This window comes from Streptomyces drozdowiczii, assembly GCF_026167665.1.
Classification (GTDB): Bacteria; Actinomycetota; Actinomycetes; order Streptomycetales; family Streptomycetaceae; genus Streptomyces; species Streptomyces drozdowiczii_A.
Genome location: NZ_CP098740.1, coordinates 1,360,977 through 1,380,971, shown reverse-complemented (window position 1 = coordinate 1,380,971; position 19,995 = coordinate 1,360,977). Strand labels below are relative to the sequence as shown.

The window sequence follows — 19,995 nt, the reverse complement described above, 5'->3', positions numbered from 1 at the left end:
GACCGTGTCAGCCGCGAGCGGCCTCGTGCGTGTCGTCCTTGCAGTCCTTGCCCTTGCACGGCTCACCGCGGTCGTTGGCCAGCTCCACGGTGACGCCCTCCTCGCTGTTCTCCTCCGTCACCTCGTACGGGCCCGAGACGGGGTCCGTCGGCAGGACGTAGCCCTCCGGGACGGCGATCTCGCGGAGGTAGTACTCACCGAGCGGCAGGTCGTCGAAGGTGCACTGCCCGTCCTCGTCGGTCGAGCAGCCCGCGTCCGCGAGGGTGTCGGGGTCGGCCCCGCCCGTCTGGAGTCCGGGCACGTCGTTGCTCTCGCGCCACAGCTCGAAGACGGCCCCGGGCAGCGGCTCCCCGTTCTTGGCGTCCGTCTTGTCCAGCGTCAGCGAGCCGGTCACGGGCGGCGTGGGCTCCTCGCTGTTGGCGGCCTCGACCTGGACGCCGTCCTCGGCGTTGTCCTCGGTGAGGGTGAGTGGCCCGAAGACATTGGGGTCGGGCAGCTCGTAGCCGTCCGGGGCCGCGGTCTCGCGCCAGTAGTAGGTGCCCGGAATCGTGGTCGTGGTGCAGACGCCGTTCGCCGGGGTGGTGCAGTCCGAGACATGGGTGTCGGGGTTGATGCCGATCGTCTGGAGCCCCGGGGTGCTGTTGGTCTCGCGCCACAGCTCGAAGTCGGCCCCGGCCAGCGGCTCACCGGTCTCGGCGTCGGTCTTGCGTACGCGGACCTCACCGGTCACCGGAGGCACGGGCGTCCGGCTGTTGACGGCCTCGACCTGGACGCCCTGGTCCGCGTTGTCCTCGGTGAGGACCAGCGGCCCGAAGACGTTGGGGTCGGGCAGCTCGTAGCCGTCCGGGGCCTCGGTCTCGCGCCAGTAGTACGTGCCCACGGTCGTGGTGTCGGAGCAGACGCCGTTCGCCGGGGTGGTGCAGTCCGAGACGTAGGTGTCGGGGTCGGCCCCGTCCGTCTGGAGGCCGGGCACGTCGTTCGTCTCGCGCCACAGCTCGAAGTCGGCCCCGGCCAGCGGGTTGCCGGTCTCGGCGTCGGTCTTCAGCACGCTCACCGCGCCGGTCACGGGCTGCGGGCCCCCGCAGTCCGGGAGGTCACCGTCGAACGGGTAGGCGTGGAACTCGACGCCCGCGTTCTCGCTGGTGTGGGTGAGCGAGCCGGTGGTGAAGAACCTGCCGTTCATGCCGGGCAGGCTCACCGTGGTCATGGACGCCTGCTCGCCCACCAGGACGCTGCCCTGGAACTGCCCGGAGCCGGTGAAGGACGCCGTCGTGGCGTCGGGCAGGTTCCACAGCAGCCGCTCGCGGTACTGGCCGAGCGTGTCGCTGCCGCTGGTGGTGTTGATGACCCGGTTCTCGCCGACCACGTTGACCAGGATCGTCGCGTCGTCGGGGATGCCCGCGAACTCGATGGACTGGCTTCCGTTGGGGGAGTTCGGGTTCACTAGGTCGAAGTCGACGTTGAACACCTGGAGCTGCGACGTTCCGTCGCCGGTGAACAGCGTCCGGTAGCCCTCGTTGACCGCGGTCCCGGTGGGCGTCCGGGTCGTGCCGTCCGGCCGCGCGTAGCACTGGCTGGCCGCCGTCAGCTCGTCGCGCAGGCCCACGTACGGGGCCGTCGCGTCGTCGTCCTGGACGGTCCTCCCGGTGACGGTCCCGGTCAGCGTGCCCGCGTAGCGCACGGTGCCCAGCTCGTCGACGAGGCCGCCCGTCGTGTCCAGGGTCTGCCCGTCCGCGATGGTCACGTCCCCGCCGGCGGCCAGGAAGTCCGAGTCGACGGGCGGCGCGACCCGCGAGCCGACGCCGACGATCCCGAGGTTGTACAGCCCGCCCGCCGCCGCGTCCTTGTTCTGGTCGAAGTCGTCCAGCACGACGACCCGGCCCTCGGCCTCCGCCGCACGCCCCCGGACGAGGAAGTCGTCGCCCACGAAGATGTTGATCGCGTCGTCCCGACCGGCGATGTCCCCGTTGTTGACCGGCGGGAACGGGTCCGGGCAGTCGCCAGGCACGCAGGGCCCGAGCCCGCCGGGCAGGGTGTCGGCGGCGGCCGGGGTCGCGCCGAGGCCGAGGGAGAAGACGGGGACGACGGTCGCCAGGACGGCGCAGGCCGCACCCGTGGCGCGGGCGCGTGAGCGCAGCGCGGCAAGGCGTTTGGGCATGGGTTTCATACCGGCATCCTGGGCGGCCCGCGCCCCCGCTCCGCGCGCGCGACACGAGGCGTTGCGCCGGGCGGCGGGACGGGGCCACCCGGACGGAGGGGCGGTCGCGGCGGGGTCCGCCCCCTCGCCGCGACCGCCCCCGCCCCACCCCGGTCAGGCCGGGCCGGTCCAGAGCTGGTTGCCGCTGCCGTAGCAGGTCCAGAGCTGGAGCCGGGTGCCGTTGGCCGAGCTGGGCCCGGTCGCGTCCAGGCACTTCCCGGACGCGGGGTTCACCAGCTCGCCGGTGCTCCGGTGCTGCCAGACCTGCGCCCCGGAGCCGTTGCAGTCGTAGAGCTGCACCTTCGTGCCGTTGGCGGTCCCGGCCGCGGCGACGTCCAGGCACTTGCCGAGCGCCCGCAGCGTGCCGTCGGTCCCGGCCGTCCACCGCTGGGCCCCCGAGCCGTTGCAGTCGTAGAGCTGGACCGCCGTGCCGTTGGCGGAGCTCGCGCCCGCCACGTCGACGCACTTGCTGCCGTAGCCGGTGATCCGGCCGGTGGCGCCCTCGGGCGGGGTGACCGGGCCGCCGTCCTGCCCGGCGGCCCAGGCGATCTCCTGGAGCAGCAGCTGGTTCTGCCGGTCGCTGGCGAACGTGGAGGACAAGGCGGTGTTCGTCGCGTAGTCCATCGCGTTGTGGCCGAAGTTGTTGTAGACCATCCGGTAGTCGCGGTTCGACCACACGATCGGGTAATCCCCGCTGTACCAGGTCTGGTTGGGGTCGGTGCCGATGGGGAACGTCGAGGGCGCCATGGAGGCGAGGACGTCGATCGCGGGGTTCTTCCGCAGGTCGTTCTGCCAGCTGTACCACTCGCTGACCGACGAGGTGATGGTGGCGGGGAGCCCCGCCGTCGCCGGGTGCCCCGGGTCGTCCACGCGCAGCGTCTCCTGCGTGGGACCCCAGGTGTTGGAGCGGAACGTGCCGGTGCCGAGGAAGGTGTTGTGGTACCAGGGCCAGTCGCTGGTGTCCGTGTTGAACGCGGAGACGTGGAAGCCGACGAACCCGCCGCCGTTCTGCACGTACGACTGGAAGGCGGAGCGCTGAGAGGCGGTGTGGGGGTAGTTGTCGAGGAACATCACCACCTGGTAGCCGGCCAGCTCGCTGCTGTTGAGCCGGCTCCAGTCGGTCGTGGCGGTGTACGTGAAGCCGTGGGCGGCGCCCTGCTGGGCGAACCAGGCGTTCGCCTCGTGGTCGAAGCTGATGTGCGCGGCGTCGTACGTGCCGTCGTAGAACGCCAGCACCCGGAACGTAGCGGCGGCGGGGGCGGCGTGAGCCGGGGCGGCTTGCAGGCCGAGGACCAGGGCGGCCAGAGCGAGTAGCCGGAGCAGGAGTGCGGTGCCGTGTCTGACGCGCATGGGGGACTCCAGAGGTGGGCGGTGGAGCGCGGCGGCCGAGCAGAACCGGAGTCTGCGCGTGTACACGACAGCCCGTCAAGGAGTCTGTCAGGAAACTTTCCTGGCAGAAAATCGCGCACAACTCGAACGCTGCATGTCAGCGCAGCTGACCTGCGACTTCAGAAGGCGTACGAGGGTCCTGCGGTTTCCCGTGATCCCGGGCGGAGTGTCTACAGAAGGTGAAATACCGGCTCATGCAAGGGGGTTGACGGGCGGTCGGCGACGCCTCTAGCTTCACGGCTTGAAATAAGGCGCCGGCCGAGTTCCTGTCATGCACCTGATCCCGCACCCCCACCACGGGAAGGCTCTCCATGCCTCGTCCACCCCATCGCCGCAGACGGCGAACCGCCCCCCTGGCCATGGCGCTGTCCGCCTCGCTGGCCGCCGCCGGGGCCCTGGTCGCCCTCGGGTCGGGGACCGCCGGTGCCGCGACCCCCGGTGCCCTGACGAACACCGGCAACGGCAAGTGCCTCGACGTCACCGACGGTTCGACCGCCGACGGCACGCCCGCCCAGATGTGGACGTGCTACCCCGGCAGCCAGAACCAGAGCTGGACCCTGAACAGCGACGGCTCGCTGACCGCGAAGGGCAAGTGCCTGGACCTGGCCGCGAACGGCACGGCCAACGGCACCGCCGTCCACCTCTGGACCTGCTACGGGAGCGTCGCCAGCCAGAAGTGGCGGCTGACCTCCGCCGGCGACCTGGTCAACACCGCCGCGAACAAGTGCCTGGACATCAAGGACAACAGCAACGCGGACGGCGCCCGCCTCCAGATCTGGGACTGCGCGGGCACCGGCAACCAGAAGTGGAGCTTCTCGGGCGCCGTGGACCCGACCGACCCCAACCCGCCCACCGGCAACAACCCGGACCTCGGCCCGAACACGGTGATCTTCGACCCGTCGATGTCCGCCTCGGCCATCCAGTCCAAGCTGAACAGCATCTTCAGCCAGCAGCAGTCCAACCAGTTCGGCTCCCAGCGCTACGCGGTCCTGTTCAAGCCGGGCACGTACAGCGCGGACGTCAACGTCGGCTTCTACACCCAGGTCGCCGGCCTCGGCCTCTCCCCGGACGCGGTGAACATCAACGGCGCCGTCCACGCGGAGGCCGACTGGTTCCAGGGCAACGCGACCCAGAACTTCTGGCGCGACGCGGAGAACCTGTCGGTCACCCCGAACGGCGGCAGCGACCGCTGGGCCGTCTCGCAGGCGGCACCGTACCGGCGCATGCACGTACGCGGAAACCTCAAGCTGGACGACGGCGGCTGGTCCAGCGGCGGCTTCATCTCCGACTCGAAGATCGACGGCCAGATCCAGTCGGGCAGCCAGCAGCAGTTCCTGACCAAGAACACCACGATGGGTTCCTGGTCCGGCTCCAACTGGAACATGGTCTTCGTCGGCGACCAGGGCGCCCCCGCCCAGTCCTTCCCGACCTACACCACCGTCGCCTCCGCCCCGGTCAACCGCGAGAAGCCCTTCCTGTACGTGGACGACGCGGGCGCCTGGAAGGTCTTCGTCCCCGCCGCCCAGACCAACGCCTCGGCCACCACCTGGAGCGGCAAGACCCAGGCGGGCTCCTCGCTGCCGCTGGACGACTTCTACATCGCCAAGCCCGGCGCGAGCGCGGCCGACATGAACGCCGCCCTGGCCGCCGGCAAGAACCTCCTCATCACCCCGGGCGTCTACCACCTCAACCAGACGCTCAACGTCACCCGCCCCGACACCGTCGTCCTCGGCATGGGCCTCGCCACGCTCATCCCGGACAACGGCATCACCGCGCTGACCACGGCCGACGTGGACGGCATCAAGATCGCGGGCGTCCTGGTCGACGCCGGTACGACCAACTCCCAGACCCTGATGCGGATCGGGCCCGACGGCTCGTCGGCGAACCACGCCGCCAACCCCGTCACGCTCAACGACGTGTTCTTCCGCATCGGCGGCGCGACCGTCGGCAAGGCCACCCAGTCGCTGGTCGTCAACACCAACAACACGATCATCGACCACACCTGGATCTGGCGCGCCGACCACGGCAACGGCGGCACGGTCGGCTGGAACACCAACACCGCCGACACCGGGCTCGTCGTCAACGGCCAGAACGTCACCGCGTACGGGCTGTTCGTGGAGCACTACCAGAAGACCCAGGTCATCTGGAACGGCAACGGCGGGCGCACGTACTTCTTCCAGAACGAGCTGCCGTACGACCCGCCCAACCAGAGCGCCTGGAAGAACGGGAACACCAACGGCTACCCGGCGTACAAGGTCGGCGCGTCCGTGACCAGCCACGAAGCCTGGGGCCTCGGCAGCTACGCGTACTTCAACGTCAATCCGTCGGTGGTCGAGGACCACTCCTTCGAGGTGCCCCAGACCTCCGGCGTGAAGTTCCACGACATGGTGACCGTCGTCCTCGGCGGCGCCGGAACGATCAGCCACATCATCAACAGCACCGGGGCGGCCGTCACGCCCAGCAGCAACGTCGCGTACCTCACCACCTACCCGTAAACCGGAGGGACCCCCATGCCCAGAACACGCAGCAGATGGCTGACCGCCCTGCTCGGCGTCGTGCCGCTGGCCGCCGCCGGCCTGGTCGCCACGGCCGCCGCCCCCGCCTCCGCCGCCGCCAACCCCGGCCCCGGCTTCCCCGCGCACTACGCGGCCCCGTACGCGGAGATGTGGAACAGCCCGTCCAGCCTGATGAACGCGTACAACGCGACCGGCAACAAGTACTACACGCTCGCCTTCATCGTCAGCCAGGGCACCTGCAACGCCACCATCAACGGCGACACCCCGGTCACCGACTCCGGCTGGAACAACGCGATCAACAGCCTCCGCGCGGTCGGCGGCGACGTCATCGCCTCCTTCGGCGGCGCGAGCGGCAGCGAACTCGCCTCCTGCAGCTCGGTGTCCGCGATGCAGGCCCAGTACAAGAAGGTCATCGACCAGTTCAACCTGACCCGCATCGACCTGGACATCGAGGGCAGCACCCTCGACAACACCGCCGCCAACGACCGCCGCAACCAGGCACTGGCCAACCTCCAGAAGGACTACGCGGCCCAGGGCCGGAAGCTGGACGTCGACTTCACCCTCCCGGTCAGCCCGAGCGGCCTGGAGTCCAACGGCATCGCGCTCCTGAAGAACGCCAAGAGCCACAACCTCAACGTCAACCTGGTCAACATCATGACCATGGACTACGGCCCCGCCATGGACATGGGCCAGGCCGCGATCAGCGCCGCGAACGGGCTGCACACCCAGCTCGGCCAGATCTGGACCGACAAGTCCTCCGCCCAGCTGTGGGCGATGGAGGGCAACTGCCCGATGATCGGCATCAACGACACCGCCGCCGAGGTCTTCACCGTCCAGGACGCCCAGGAACTCGAAGCCTTCGCCGCGAGCAAGGGCATCCAGGAACTCACCTTCTGGTCCCTCGGCCGCGACAACCAGGGCCAGAGCGGCACCCCGCAGAGCACCTGGCAGTTCACCAACACCTTCAAGGCCATCACGGGCGGCGGCGGCCCCGTCGACCCACCGGCCGGCACCACCGCCATCAAGGGCTACGGCGGCAAGTGCGTCGACGTCGCCGGCGCCAACAGCGCCAACGGCACCAAGGTCGACCTCTACACCTGCAACGGCACGTCGGCCCAGCAGTGGACCCGCAACGGCAACACCTTCCGCGCCCTCGGCAAGTGCCTCGACGTCGCGGCGGCCGGCACCGCCAACGGCACGAAGGTCCAGCTCTACGACTGCAACGGCTCCGCCGCCCAGTCCTGGACGACCGGCGCCAACGGCAGCCTGGTGAACACCGGTTCCGGCAAGTGCCTGGACGTCACGGACTGGAGCACCACGGACGGCAACCAGCTCCAGATCTGGACGTGCGGCGGCACGGCGAACCAGTCCTGGACGCTGGCGTAACACCTGACGCCCCGGTCCGGGCGCGATCGGCATCACCCGCACCGGTGATGCCGATCGCGCCTGGCCCAGCGGGGCTCTGGCGCGTACAGACGCGGCCTGTACTTCGTCGCGGTGGCGAGTCCGACGAACCCGGTCCTGGCGTTCTGCGGCACGCGGAGGACGGGCCCGGCCAGGTCCTTGTAGTCACGGACGTGCACGGTTCCCGCACCGGCCGCGACCTCGACGCAGTCGCCGCCCTCGGTGCCGCTGTAGCTGCTCTTGAACCAGGCGAGGGGTTCGCGGTGCGCCACGGCCACGTACAGGGCAGGGACTTCCACCTGCTGCTGCGCCTCGTGGAGCGCCCCGGTCCGACGGCCGGCCTGGCCACACGCTGGGGCTGGTACCCGAGGACGCGGGCACCGGGGAAGACGGTGTGGGCGGAGTACGAGATCCCCGCCGCACGGCTCGGCTGAACGGACGCCTGTGCGAGGATCGCCCGCGTGACGAGCGACTTCGAACTGTCCCTGGACGAGCTGAGGGCCGTAGCGCGCTACGCCACCGAGGCGGCGGAGGGCGTCCTGCCGGTGTTCGAGGCCGCACACCCCGGCGACGCACGACCCCGGGCCGCCATCGAGACGGCCCGCGAGTTCATCGGCGGCGCGCCCCGCACCCGGCTCCAGCGCGTCACGTCGATGGATGCCCACCGCGCCGCCAAGGACGCGGCCACGGAGGCCGCCCGCCTCGCCGCGCAGGCGGCGGGCGACGCCGCGTCCGCTGCCTACCTGCACCCGATCGCGAAGGCCCACCAGGTCGCACACATCCTGCGCGCAGCAGCGAACGCGGCCCGCATCGCGGAGATCGAGGACCCCGGAGCGGGCGACCGGGCGCTCGAAAGGGCCCGCGAACGAGCCACCCCCACCCTGATCGACGTCCTCCGCCGCTACCCGCCCGCCCCCACCGGCAGGAGCCGCACCGCGCAGCTCATGACCGTGCTGGATGCCGCCCTCCGCGAGGAGGGGAGCCCCCCGCTCACCGGACACGACCTGCGCGCCGGGTTCGAGGCGCTTGGGCTGCCCGTCGGCGCGACGGTCATCGTGCACGCCTCCCTCTCCTCCTTCGGCCGTGTCGAAGGCGGCGTCGCGACGGTTCTCGGCGCGCTGCGCGAGCACCTCGGCCCGCAGGGCACCGTGGTGGTGCCCGCGTTCACCGGTGACGCGGTACGGGACCCGCACCCGGGAGCGGGAGCCGACGCGGACCGCTCGGGCGTGCCGTTGTTCCACGACCGGCTGCCCACCCTCATGGGCGCGCTGCCCACCGCCGTGCTCGCCGACCCCGAGCGGCTGCGCAGTTCCCACCCGCAGGCGTCCGTCGCGGCGCTGGGGCCGCTGGCCCGGGAGATCACCGCGCGGCAGCCGCTGGCCTATGCGGTGGGGCGCGGCTCGCCGTTCGACCGGCTGCACGGACTCGGCGCCCACATCCTGCTGCTGGGCGTGGGCCACAACCGCAACTCGTTCCTGCACTACGCCGAGTCCCTGATCCCCAACCACCGGCGCAAGCTGCGCCGCTTCCCGTACCTCGTCGACGGCGAACGGGTCTGGGTGGAGGCGCCGGACGTGGGCGACGACAACGGCCGGCACTTCCCCGGGGTCGGCGCGGAGGCGGAGGACGCGGGGCTGGTGCGCACCGGTGTGATCGGTGCCGCCGAGTGCCGTCTGATGGAGAGCCGCCCCTTCATCGAGTTCGCCGCCCGACGCCTCCGGGAACGGCTGGCCGCGGAGGGGCGCGAGACGCCCTGACGACGCCCCGCGCCCCGCTCCGCTATCAGCAGCTGACGCTGCCCCTCCGCAGCGCGTGCCCGCCGTCGTTCGCGTCGTCCGACCAGTACACCGGCTTCGACCCCGACACGCACTCGTCCGCGCCCGCCAGCGCGAAGCCCTCGTTGTTGTAATTGGCCATGCCGGACGGGCGGTTATACGTGCCGGTCACGGCGAACGTGCCCGCCGCGTTGACCGTGAGGGTCTGGTGGCGGCCGTCGCAGGTGTCGTCGCAGACCGCCCAGAGGCGGGACGCCTGGGGCTCCCACTGGAGCTCCATCACGCCGGACAGGCCGCTGCTGAAGGAGGCGATCCGGGTGTACGAGCCGGAGTCGGCCAGGACGTATCCGTAGACCATGCCCGTGCCCTCGACGCCGACGAAGAACACCCCGCCGCTGTGGGCGCCGTAGTGGGACGGGTCGTACGCCGCGCCCGTCGACGCGTCCTTCAGACCGGCGCCGGTCAGCGACGCGTCCGGGACCCAAGTCACCGCTTCCAGACCCAGGTTGGAGCCCGTCGCCGGAAGGTCGGAGGTGAGGTTCCACTCCTTGGCGGCCGTCAGCGACGAGCCCGAACCGCTCACGTCGTACCGCAGCACCGAAAGGCGGCTCGTGCCCGAGGCGTCCCCGTTGCGCTCGCTCGCCACGAAGATCGCGCCGCCCGTCGCGGTGACGCCCTCACTGTCCGGGCTGCCGGAGCCGCCCGGGAAACGCAGCGCCTTGCCCGAGGACCAGCCGTTCGCGGTGTCCGGCTTCCAGCCGCCCGAACCGTCACGGACCAGGCGCCACAGCTTGCCGCTGTTCTGCGCGGCCCACAGCACGCTGCCGTCCCGGTAGAGGCCGCTCAGGTCTTCGCCGAAGACATTCGAGCCGTCCGCGGTGGCCACCGAGCTGCCGCCCGGCCACGCCACGGGGGTCGTCGAGCCCCCACCCGTACCGCAGGCATTCGCGGCGCCCAGTGTCACCGACGCCGCCTGCTTGAAGGCGCCGGTTCCGTCGGAGCAGCGCGACCACGACGGGTTCGAGTGACTGCTCCAGGAGAAGCCGTCCACCTGCGTCTTGCCGTCCGCCAGGTACAACCGGGCCTGGTCCGCCGAGCCCAGCCCGAACGCGCCGCTGACGTCGAACGCCCGGAAGCCGCCCGGCGCCAGCGTCGTCCCGGAGGGGATCTTGTACGTGTGGTCCTTGTCGTCGTCCTTCAGGATCCAGCCCGACACGTCGACCGACGAGCCGCCCTTGTTGTACAGCTCGACCGAGTCGTTCACGTCGCCGGTGGTCACCACCTCGTTGATGCGCACATCGTCGGCCGGGGCCGCGTGCGCCGACGGAACACCGGTCAGCGCACCGGCGGCCAGCAGCGGCGCGGCGAGGAGAAAGCGGGCGAGAGCGCGGGGGAGTGGTGCGGTCACGGAATCCATCCTGAGGTCGTGAGGAGGCGGGCGGCCCGACGTTCTCGGCCCCGGCCGAACGGAATGCCGTCCCCCGGAAGGACGGCCCGGGAACGCCAGGCGAATTCTGGGCGCCCGCCACCTCGGCGGGCGGACCCGTGAATGCGCTTCCATGCACCCGCCCCGCATGTGGGAACATCTCTCCACCACAGCGGAAAAGAGGTGACGCGGCGCGATGAGTACTCCGACGGTGTACGACGTTGCCGAGCGGGCGGGGGTCTCCATCGCCACGGTGTCGCGGGTGTACCGCAGCCCCGAATCGGTGCGCGGGGAGACCCGCGAACGCGTGCTGGCCAGCGCACGCGAACTCGGCTACGTGCCCAGCGGCAGCGCCCGCGGCCTCGCCAGCCGCTCCACCGGGGTCCTCGGCCTGTGCTACCCGGACTTCCACGACGCGGAGGCCGACAGCGCGCCCGCCGCCGACCCCGGCGAGGTCACCCTCTACTCCGACGAGGTCATAAGGGGCATGGAGCGCGCCGCGCGGCGCCACGGCTACGCGCTGCTCATCGCCTCCTCGCACGCCGACGACGCGGGCGCCCGGCTCACCGAGGTCGCGGGCCGGGTGGACGGGCTCGCCGTCCTCGCCCAGGCGGTGCCCGACGAGACCCTGGAGATGGTGGCCCGGCGGGTCCCGGTCGTGCTGCTGGCGGGGGAGCCGTACGACGGCATCGACCACGTGAAGGTGGCCAACTTCGACGGGCAGTTGCAGATCACGAGGCACCTGCTCGGCCCGCACCGGCTGCGGCGGCTCGCGTTCGTCGGCGGGCCGGAGGACTCCCCGGACGGCGAGGCCCGGTTCCTCGGCTACCAGGCCGCCCACCTCGAAGCCGGCCTCCCGCTGCCCCAGGCCCCCGACCTGCGGGGCGACCTCACCCAGGCCGCCGGACGCCAGGCGGTGGAGACGCTGTTCGGGGCGGCGGGGGAGGGGCCCCGGCCCCAGGGCCTGGTGTTCGCCAACGACCAGATGGCCGTGGGCGCGCTGCACGCCCTGGAGGCGCGCGGCATCGACGTGCCCGGGGACATCGCGGTGACCGGCTTCGACGGCATCCCGCTCAGCCGGCTCGTCCGGCCGACGCTCACGACGGTCCGGCAGCCCATGGGCCTGCTGGGGTGGAGGCCGTCGAACTGCTGGTGGCCCGGCTCTCGGAGCGCGACAGACCCCCGCAGGAGCGGCTCCTGCCCGTCTCGGCGGTGCTGCGCCGCAGCTGCGGCTGCCCGGCGGACGCGTCGGCGTAAGGGCGGGGCGCGGGCCCGTAGGCCCAGGTCAGGGGCGTAAGCGGGCCCCGCGCGCCCCTGGCGTACACGCGGCGTGAACCCCCTCGCATACACCCTGGTCAACCCCGCCACCCCTTACGTTATCCAAGCGTTACCCCATCCCTCTTGAGCGATCCTGACCCGTATTGCAGAGTCCTGTATGCGCTTTCAGATAGCGCATACACAGCTCGAGGAGGAGCTCCATGGCACGCCCCGCCAAGACCGTCATAGGTATCTCCGTCGCAGTGGTCGCCGCGCTGTCGCTCACCGCCTGCGGCGGTGGCGGCGGTGCGCAGCAGTCCGCCGACGCCAAGCAGACCCTGACCGTCTGGGGCATGGGCGAGGAGGCCAAGCGGCTCGCCACGGTCGCCAAGGACTTCGAGAAGGACAACCCGAACATCACCGTCAAGGTGACCCCGATCGGCTGGGACGTCGTCGGCCAGAAGATGACCGCCGCCGCGGCCGCCGGGAAGCTCCCCGACATGGCGCAGATGGGCTCCACGATGATGGGGCAGTACATCGCGCTCGACGTGCTGGAGCCGGTGGACATCAAGACCTTCAAGAAGTCCGACTTCTTCCCCGCCACCTGGAACAGCAACGTGGTGGACGGCACCGCCTACGGCGTCCCGTGGTACGCCGACGTACGCGGCCTCTACTACCGCACCGACCTCGCGAAGAAGGCCGGCGACGACAAGGCGCCCGTCACCTGGGACGACCACCACAAGCTCGCGGAGGCGTACCAGAAGGCGGGCTCGCAGTGGGGCACCGCTCTGCAGCCCAGCAACACCGGGGCCTGGCAGAGCTGGGTGCAGTTCCTGTACTCCGAGGGCGGCAGCATCGTCGGCGAGGACGGCAAGTCCGCGCTCGGCTCCCCGGAGGCCGTGAAGGCGTTCGAGACGTGGGGCAACTACTTCAAGGACGGCCTGGCCAAGAAGAACTTCGTGCCCGGCTCCGACGTCGGCAAGACCTTCGCCAAGGGCGACGAGCCGATGTTCATGTCCGGTCCCTGGATGGTCCAGAACCTCAACGAGCAGCAGCCGCAGCTCAAGGGCAAGTGGAAGACGGCCCCGCTGCCGGCCGGTCCGAAGGGCTCCGTCTCCTGGGTCGGCGGCGCCTCGCTCGTGACCTTCAAGGACAGCGAGCACAAGGCCGCCGCCGAGAAGTTCACCCAGTACCTGACCACCCCCGAGACCCAGGCCGCCTGGTACGGCGCGACCAAGTCGCTGCCCGCGAACAAGGCCGCCTACGACCTCCCGGAGATCAAGGACAGCGCCGAGGCCGACAGCCTGAAGGTCTTCCGCAAGGCCCTGGACACCGGCCGGGAGGTCCCGGCCCTGGAGAAGTGGAACGAGATCGCCGCCGCCATCGAGGCCACCCTGGGGAAGGTCGCGCAGGGCGGCGACCCGGCCACCGAGGCCAAGAAGCTCCAGACCGTCACGGAGGGGCTGATCTCCAAGTGAAGACCGCCGCCACCCGGGCCGGGGCCGGCCTGGACCGCGCCCCGGCCCAGGCCGGCGGCCCTTCCGGACAGCAGGACCCGGCGGGCCAGGCGCTCCGCCCCGACCGGCTCTCCCGGCAGAACCTCGCCGGCTGGCTGTACTCGACGCCGTTCCTGGTCCTCTTCCTGACCTTCATGGCGTTCCCGATCGTCGCGACGCTCCTCATGAGCTTCACCGACTTCGGCCTGCGCAACGTCACCCACCCGCTCGACGCGAACTTCGTCGGTCTCGACAACTACACCGCGCTGTTCGACGACCCGACGTTCCTGAAGGCGCTCTTCAACACCTGCTACTTCGTGGTGCTGGGCGTCCCGCTCACCATCGGCAGCGGACTGATCGCGGCCGTGCTCCTCAACTCCGGCATCGACCGCCTCCGGACCTTCTTCCGGGTCGGCTTCTACGTCCCCGTGGTCACCGCCATCGTCGCGGTGGCGGTCATCTGGCGGTTCGTGCTCGACCCCTCGGAGGGCCTGATCGCCGGGCTCGGCGCGCAGCTCGGCTTCTCCACGCCGGACTTCCTCGCCTCCAAGGCACTCGCCATGCCGTCCCTGATCGTCATGGCCGTCTGGCGCAACATGGGCACCGCGATGGTCCTCTTCCTCGCCGGCCTCCAGGCCATCCCGGTCGAGGTCCGCGAGGCCGCCAAGCTGGACGGCGCCGGCGCCTTCCAGGAGTTCCGCCGGATCACGGTCCCCCTGCTGCGGCCCACCATGCTGTACGTCGCGGTGATGACCACCATCGGCTTCCTCAACGTCTTCGAGGAACCCTTCGTGATGACCGACGGCGGACCCGACGACAGCACCCTCACCGTGTCACTGCACATGTACAAGGAAGGGTTCAGCTTCTTCCACATGGGCTCCGCGAGCGCCATGGCCTACGTCCTCTTCACGATCGTCCTGGCCGTCACGCTGCTCCAGTTCCGCCTGCTGAAGGACAAGACCTGATGAGCGCCACCGATCTCCCCACCAAGAGCGCACCGGGCAGGCGGCGCACCGCCACCTCGCGCAGGCCGGGCACCTCGGCCCTCACGTACACGCTGCTCACCCTGGGCCTGATCGTGATGGCCGCGCCCTTCCTGTGGATGGCGGTGTCCGCCTTCAAGACCCCGCAGGACCTGGGCGCCAGCCCGCCGGTCTGGATTCCCACCGAGTGGACCCTCGCGAACTTCCGCGAACTGCTCGACCTGATGGACATCGCGCGGAACTTCCTCAACTCCGCGGTGGTCGCCGTCGTCGTCACCCTCTGCAACCTGGTGTTCTGCTCGATGCTGGGGTACGCGCTCGCCAAGCTGAACTTCTTCGGCAAGCGGGGCGTGCTCGCGATCGTGCTGGGCGCCCTGATGGTGCCGGGGAACCTGATGCTGCTGCCCCAGTTCGTGATGATGAGCAAGATGGGGCTGCTCGACAGCTACGCGGGGCTCATCCTGCCCTTCGCGGCCGGCGCGTTCGGGGTCTTCCTGATGCGGCAGTTCATGGCGGCGATCCCCGACGAACTCCTCGAAGCGGCCCGCATCGACGGCGCCGGCGAGTGGTACATCTTCTGGCGCATCGTGATCCCGCTGGTCAAACCGGCCCTCGCCACGCTGACGATCTTCGTGTTCCTCGGCTCCTGGAACAACTTCCTGTGGCCGCTCGTCGCGACCAACGACCCCGACAAGTACACCCTGCCCGTCGCCCTCGCCACCTTCGCCACCGACCCCACCAAGGCCGCCGGGTCCAACGGTGTGCTGATGGCCGGCGCCCTGCTCGTGGTGCTCCCGGTCGTCGCCGTCTTCATCGCCCTCCAGCGGCACTTCACCCAGGGCATCGCGACCTCCGGCCTGAAGTGAACGGGCGCCCCGGCCTCGCGGGCGTACGGCCCCGGCACCGCACGGCACTGCGCTCCACGGACGGCATCGGCCATGTGCTGCTCGACTGGGTGCCGGCGCCGGGGACGGCCGGTTACGTCGTACACCGTTCCGATCACTACGAGGGACCGTACGCGCCCCTGCACACCGGCCCGGTCCTCCCGCCGTACGCGGACACGCGCGCCGAGCCCGGCCGCGGCTACTGGTACCGGATCGCGCCCAGGACGCCCGACGGCCCCCGGCCGCCGCTGCCCGGCCCCGTGCGCGGCTGCGCGCTCGCCCCGGCCAGCGCACCCGCCGGCGTCCGCGTCCGGATCGACGCCGGCGCCCCGCACCGCCCCGCGCACCTCACCGGCGACGGAGCCCGCGCCCTGGTGACCGCGACGGCCACCGCGCGCGACGGCACGGTCGAGGTGCGCGTGGTCAACGCCGCCGCCGACCGGCCCTGCGCGATACCGGTACCGGCGCTGGGCCGCCGCGTCACCGTGGAGGTCGCCGGGCTCGAACCCGGCGCCCGCTACCGGCTGCGCCCCGCCGGTGACACCGGCCCCGAAGCCCTCGCGCACACCGGCCCGGACGGTCTCGTACGCACCACGCTCGACCTGCCCATGCCGGGCAGCCGCACCCTGCGGCTCGCCCCGGACCGGACCCGTCCGCACCCCGCACCAGCCAAGGAGGACCCCGGGCCATGAGTACCACCGGCACCGAGCGCCCCAGCCTCGTGTTCTTCATGACCGACGACCACGCCGTGCCCGCGATCGGCGCCTACGGCAGTGTCATCAACCGGACGCCCGCCGTCGACCGGCTGGCCGCCGAGGGCATGCGCTTCGACAACGCCTTCTGCACCAACTCGATCTGCTCGCCCGCCCGCGCGTCCCTGCTGACCGGCACCTACAGCCACGTCAACGGCATGACGACGCTCGAACAGGACGGCCAGAAGTTCGACGCCACCCAGCCCTCCTTCCCGCGCATGCTCCAGGAGGCGGGCTACCGGACCGCGATCATCGGCAAATGGCACCTCGGCCACGGCGGCTGCTCCGACCCGGTCGGCTTCGACCACTGGGAGGTGCTGCCGGAACACGGCGTCTACCACGACCCGACGTTCGTCACCCGCGACGGGGAGCGGCAGCACACCGGTTACGTCACCGACCTCATCACCGACCTCGCGCTCAACTGGCTCGACCGCCGGGACCGCGACAAGCCCTTCGCGCTGTTCATCCAGCACAAGGCCCCGCACCGCGCCTTCGAACCCGCCGAACGCCACCGGCACCTGTACGAGGACGTGGACATCCCGGCGCCCCGCACGCTCCACGACGACTACAGCCACCGGGCGAGCGCCGCCGCCGAGGCGGAGATGCGGATGCGCGACCTGCTCCCGCAGGACCTCAAGGCACCCGTCCCCGACGGTCTGGACGAGCGCGCGGAACGCGAGTGGCGCTACCAGCGCTACATCAAGGAGTACCTACGGGTCGTCGCGGCCCTGGACGAGAACGTCGGCCGGGTCCTCCACTACCTCGACCTCACCGGCCTGGACCGGACCACGGCGGTCGCGTACACCTCCGACCACGGCTTCTACCTGGGCGAACACGGCTGGTTCGACAAGCGGTTCATGTACGAACCCTCGCTGCGGATCCCGCTGGTGGTGCGATGGCCCGGCGTCACCCCGCCGGGCAGCAGCTGCGACGAGCTCGTGATCAACGTCGACTACGCCCAGACGATCCTGGACCTCGCCGGAGTGGAAGCGCATCCACGGATGCAGGGCCGCAGCCTCGTCCCGCTGCTCCGGGGCGAACGGCCGGACGACTGGCGGCAGTCGGTGTACTACCGCTACTTCGAGCACCTGGACGTCTGCCACAACGTCCAGGCCAGCTACGGCGTCCGCACCCACACCCACAAGCTGATCCACTACCCGGGCCACGGCTCCGGCCGGCCCGGCGCCAAGGACGAGACCCGCGCCCCCGAGTGGGAGCTGTTCGACCTGGTCGCCGACCCGGACGAGCTGCACAACCGGTACGGGGACCCGGCGTACCAGGACCTGGTCGTGGAGCTGACCGCCGAACTGGCGGCGCTGCAAGCGCAGTACGGGGACACCCCGGGCTGACGTACGGCTGCGCCCCCGCCCGGACCCGGGCGGGGGCGCAGCAGCATCCCGCAGCCGGTCAGCCCGCGTCGAGCGCGAAGACGCCGAAGCCGAAGCCCTCGGCCCGGATGCGGCCCTCCGCGACGGTGACCCCGCGCGCCTCCACCGCGGTGGTCCGCCCGGCGGGCGCGGCGGTCTTGGCGGCCTCGGAGCGCGGGTTGACCACGACGAGGTAGCGCCCACCCCGGACGTACACCAGGGGATACCCGTCGTGCAGCACCTCCGTGGAACCCCCGCTGCCCAGCTCCGGGGTGGCCTTGCGGAGCGCGATCAGGCGCCGGACCAGGTGGAGGAGGGAGCCCTCGTCGGCGCGCTGGGCGGCGACCGTCGGCCGGGCCGGGTCCGGGTCGATCGGCAGGTACAGGGCGTCGGCGGGCGCGGTGGAGAAGCCCGCGTTCGGCGAGTCGTCCCACTGCATGGGCGTACGGGACCCGGCCCGGTCGTACCGCGGACCCAGTCGGCTGCCCTCGCGGGTGGGCGTGCCCGGCACGTACCGCATGCCGATCTCGTCCCCGTAGTAGATCGCGGGGAGCGTCGGCCAGGTCAGCTGGAACGCGAAGGCGGCGGGCAGCTGTTCGGCCGTACGGGGGCCCGTGGCGAGGCGCGAGAAGTCGTGGTTGGACGTGGGCAGCGAGATGAACCCGGCGTCCCCGATGACCCCGGTCGCCTCGCGCCAGGCGTCGAGGAAGGTGGCGAACCCGCCCTCGCCCCGGGCCCCGAAGTACGGCTCCAGCGGCTCCCACGGCTCGCTGACCGTGCCCTCCCAGTTGTTCCAGAGCGACCGGAGCGGCAGCCCGTCGCCGCGCGGACCGAACTGGAGGAAGAAGTCCGCGTGGAACCCGGCCGGGACCGAGACCTGCGGGTCGCCCCACTCGGAGAGCAGCGCCGCCTGCGGGTGCGCCCGGTCCAGCCAGCCGCGCAGCTCGGTCCAGAGCTTCGCGGTCTCGGCCTGCCCCGGGTCGTCCTTGACCAGCGAGGCGGCCATGTCGACCCGGAAGCCTGACAGGCCGAGCCCCAGCCAGTGGTCCATGATCTCGCGCAGCGCCTGCCGGTTGGCGCGGGGCCCCTCGGCGTCGACGGGCAGCCGCCAGGGCTCCGCCGGGTCCGTCCGCGCGTGGCCGAAGTTGAGCGCCGGCTGCGACTCGAAGAAGTTCGGCTGGTAGAACCCGGGCCGGCTGCCGGGCGAGGCGACGAAGCCGGGCGGCGCCTGCTCGGTGTCGGCCCAGATGAACCGCTGGTCGGCCGGGTCGTTCGCGGATGCCCGGAACCAGGGGTGCTGGTCGGAGGTGTGCCCGGCGACCAGGTCGAGCAACACCCGGATGCCGCGGCGTCCGGCGGCCTCGGTGAGCCGGGCCAGGTCCTCGTTGGTGCCGTAGCGCGGGGCGACGTTGAGGTAGTCGGCCACGTCGTAACCGGCGTCGTCGAACGGCGACACGAAGCACGGGTTGAACCAGACGGTGTTCACCCCGAGCCACTGGAGATGGTCGAGCCGCGCCTCGATCCCCGCGAAGTCCCCGATCCCGTCGCCGTCGGAGTCGGCGAAGGACTGCGGATAGATCTGGTAGAGCACGGCGTCGGCGAGCCATTCGGTCGCCGGGCGGGGGGATGACATGCGGATTCCTCCGGTCAGGGTCTACGGGCGTACGGGAGTGCGGGCTCAGTGCCCCACGGGCGCGGACGGCAGCTCGATCAGGGCGCGCACCGGGAGATGGTCGCTCGGCGCCCCGGCTCCCGGCAGCACGGCCGAAGCCTGCCGCACCCGCGTACCGCGCGAGGCGAGGATCCAGTCGATGCGCGGGCCGTCCGCGACCGGCGCGCGGTAGTCGTGGAAGGTGGCGTACGCGGGCCCGCGCTCCTCCGCGCGGTCCCAGGTGTCGTCCAGGCCGCCCCGCGCGAGCAGCACACCGTGCACCTCGGGGTCCCCGGCCGGGGTGTTGAAGTCACCGGTGACGACGACCGGCAGGCCGGGGGCGAGCGCGGCGGACCGCTCCACGAGCATTTCCGCCGCACGGGTGCGGGCGTAAGCGCTCACATGGTCCAGGTGGGTGTTCACGGCGAGGAAGTCGCCCCCGGTGGCCAGGTCCCGGAAGCGGACCCAGGTCGCCATGCGCGGGCAGGCGCCGCCCCAGGTCTCGGAGGCGGGCACCTCGGGCGTGTCCGAGAGCCAGAAGTCGCCGTGGTCCAGGGTGTCGAGGCGCGCGCGGTCGTGGAAGACGGCCATGTGCTCGCCGGTCCCGTCGCCGTCGCGGTCGCCGCCGGTCCTCGCGTAACCGGGCCCGAGGGCGGCGAGCACGTCCGCGATCTGGTGCGGGCGGCCCTCCTGGGTGCCGAGCAGCTGGGGCCGTTCGGCCCGCAGCACCGCCGCCACCGCGTCCCGGCGCCCGGACCAGGGGCGGGGCGAACCGTCCCAGTCCACATGGAGGTTGAAGCTCATGACGCGCAGGGCCGACGCGCTGGTGGCCATGGATGTCTCCCGTGCTGACTCATCGATTCCGTCACGAGGGACCAGGATTCCTTGCCCCTGCGCC

14 protein-coding genes and 2 pseudogenes are annotated in these 19,995 nt (G+C 71.4%); 10 read left to right on the top strand and 6 right to left on the bottom strand.

The features are described 5' to 3' along the window. Positions 1-7 precede the first annotated feature (7 nt). A complete protein-coding gene (locus tag NEH16_RS06165) occupies positions 8-2,167 on the bottom strand; it encodes a SpaA isopeptide-forming pilin-related protein (protein WP_265539929.1) in 2,160 nt (719 codons plus the stop codon). Between the two features lie 144 nt (positions 2,168-2,311). Beyond that, positions 2,312-3,547, bottom strand: coding sequence for a ThuA domain-containing protein (locus NEH16_RS06160; protein WP_265539927.1), 1,236 nt, complete (start codon positions 3,545-3,547; stop codon positions 2,312-2,314). A 398-nt stretch (positions 3,548-3,945) separates the two neighbouring features. Here NEH16_RS06160 and NEH16_RS06155 point away from each other — a divergent pair, with 398 nt between their 5' ends. After that, positions 3,946-6,081: an RICIN domain-containing protein gene (locus NEH16_RS06155; protein WP_265539925.1), complete on the top strand. Its 2,136-nt coding sequence runs from the start codon at positions 3,946-3,948 to the stop codon at positions 6,079-6,081. Positions 6,082-6,096: 15 nt separating this feature from the next. After that, positions 6,097-7,488: a ricin-type beta-trefoil lectin domain protein gene (locus NEH16_RS06150; protein WP_265539923.1), complete on the top strand. Its 1,392-nt coding sequence runs from the start codon at positions 6,097-6,099 to the stop codon at positions 7,486-7,488. A 107-nt stretch (positions 7,489-7,595) separates the two neighbouring features. On the opposite strand, the pseudogene NEH16_RS06145 reads toward NEH16_RS06150, so the two are convergent. Continuing rightward, positions 7,596-7,778 (bottom strand): annotated as a pseudogene (locus NEH16_RS06145) (DUF397 domain-containing protein); the annotation flags it as partial. Here NEH16_RS06145 and NEH16_RS06140 point away from each other — a divergent pair. Both NEH16_RS06140 and NEH16_RS06135 read left to right on the top strand, forming a co-directional pair. After that, entirely contained in the window at positions 7,770-7,940 is a 171-nt protein-coding gene (locus tag NEH16_RS06140) for a hypothetical protein (RefSeq protein ID WP_374215677.1), read from the top strand. The pseudogene NEH16_RS06145 and the gene NEH16_RS06140 sit on opposite strands and share 9 nt — an antisense overlap. A 27-nt stretch (positions 7,941-7,967) precedes the next feature. Then, entirely contained in the window at positions 7,968-9,263 is a 1,296-nt protein-coding gene (locus NEH16_RS06135) for an aminoglycoside N(3)-acetyltransferase (RefSeq protein ID WP_265539921.1), read from the top strand. A gap of 25 nt (positions 9,264-9,288) precedes the next feature. On the opposite strand, the gene NEH16_RS06130 is transcribed toward NEH16_RS06135, so the two are convergent. After that, a complete protein-coding gene (locus NEH16_RS06130; protein WP_374215679.1) occupies positions 9,289-10,698 on the bottom strand; it encodes a lamin tail domain-containing protein in 1,410 nt (469 codons plus the stop codon). A 205-nt stretch (positions 10,699-10,903) separates the two neighbouring features. Here NEH16_RS06130 and NEH16_RS06125 point away from each other — a divergent pair. The 6 genes and pseudogenes from NEH16_RS06125 (at position 10,904) to NEH16_RS06100 (ending at position 17,428) form a co-directional block, all read left to right on the top strand. Then, a pseudogene (locus tag NEH16_RS06125) lies at positions 10,904-11,964 on the top strand (LacI family DNA-binding transcriptional regulator). A gap of 221 nt (positions 11,965-12,185) precedes the next feature. Then, a complete protein-coding gene (locus NEH16_RS06120; protein ID WP_265539919.1) occupies positions 12,186-13,442 on the top strand; it encodes a sugar ABC transporter substrate-binding protein in 1,257 nt (418 codons plus the stop codon). After that, complete coding sequence (locus NEH16_RS06115) at positions 13,439-14,425, top strand: carbohydrate ABC transporter permease (RefSeq protein ID WP_265539916.1); 987 nt, start codon at positions 13,439-13,441, stop codon at positions 14,423-14,425. Before NEH16_RS06120 ends, NEH16_RS06115 begins: the two co-directional genes overlap by 4 nt. Next, positions 14,425-15,309 (top strand): carbohydrate ABC transporter permease, encoded by an 885-nt coding sequence (locus tag NEH16_RS06110; RefSeq protein WP_265539914.1) that lies wholly within the window; start codon positions 14,425-14,427, stop codon positions 15,307-15,309. Before NEH16_RS06115 ends, NEH16_RS06110 begins: the two co-directional genes overlap by 1 nt. Beyond that, positions 15,306-16,019 (top strand): hypothetical protein, encoded by a 714-nt coding sequence (locus tag NEH16_RS06105; protein WP_265539912.1) that lies wholly within the window; start codon positions 15,306-15,308, stop codon positions 16,017-16,019. Before NEH16_RS06110 ends, NEH16_RS06105 begins: the two co-directional genes overlap by 4 nt. Then, positions 16,016-17,428, top strand: a complete 1,413-nt coding sequence (locus tag NEH16_RS06100) for a sulfatase family protein (protein ID WP_265539910.1) — start codon at positions 16,016-16,018, stop codon at positions 17,426-17,428. Before NEH16_RS06105 ends, NEH16_RS06100 begins: the two co-directional genes overlap by 4 nt. 58 nt (positions 17,429-17,486) lie before the next feature. Here the strand turns inward: NEH16_RS06100 and NEH16_RS06095 are convergent, their stop codons facing one another. Both NEH16_RS06095 and NEH16_RS06090 read right to left on the bottom strand, forming a co-directional pair. Continuing rightward, positions 17,487-19,079, bottom strand: coding sequence for an alpha-amylase family glycosyl hydrolase (locus NEH16_RS06095; RefSeq protein ID WP_265539908.1), 1,593 nt, complete (start codon positions 19,077-19,079; stop codon positions 17,487-17,489). Positions 19,080-19,124: 45 nt separating this feature from the next. Next, a complete protein-coding gene (locus NEH16_RS06090; RefSeq protein WP_265539906.1) occupies positions 19,125-19,931 on the bottom strand; it encodes an endonuclease/exonuclease/phosphatase family protein in 807 nt (268 codons plus the stop codon). Positions 19,932-19,995: the final 64 nt, after the last annotated feature.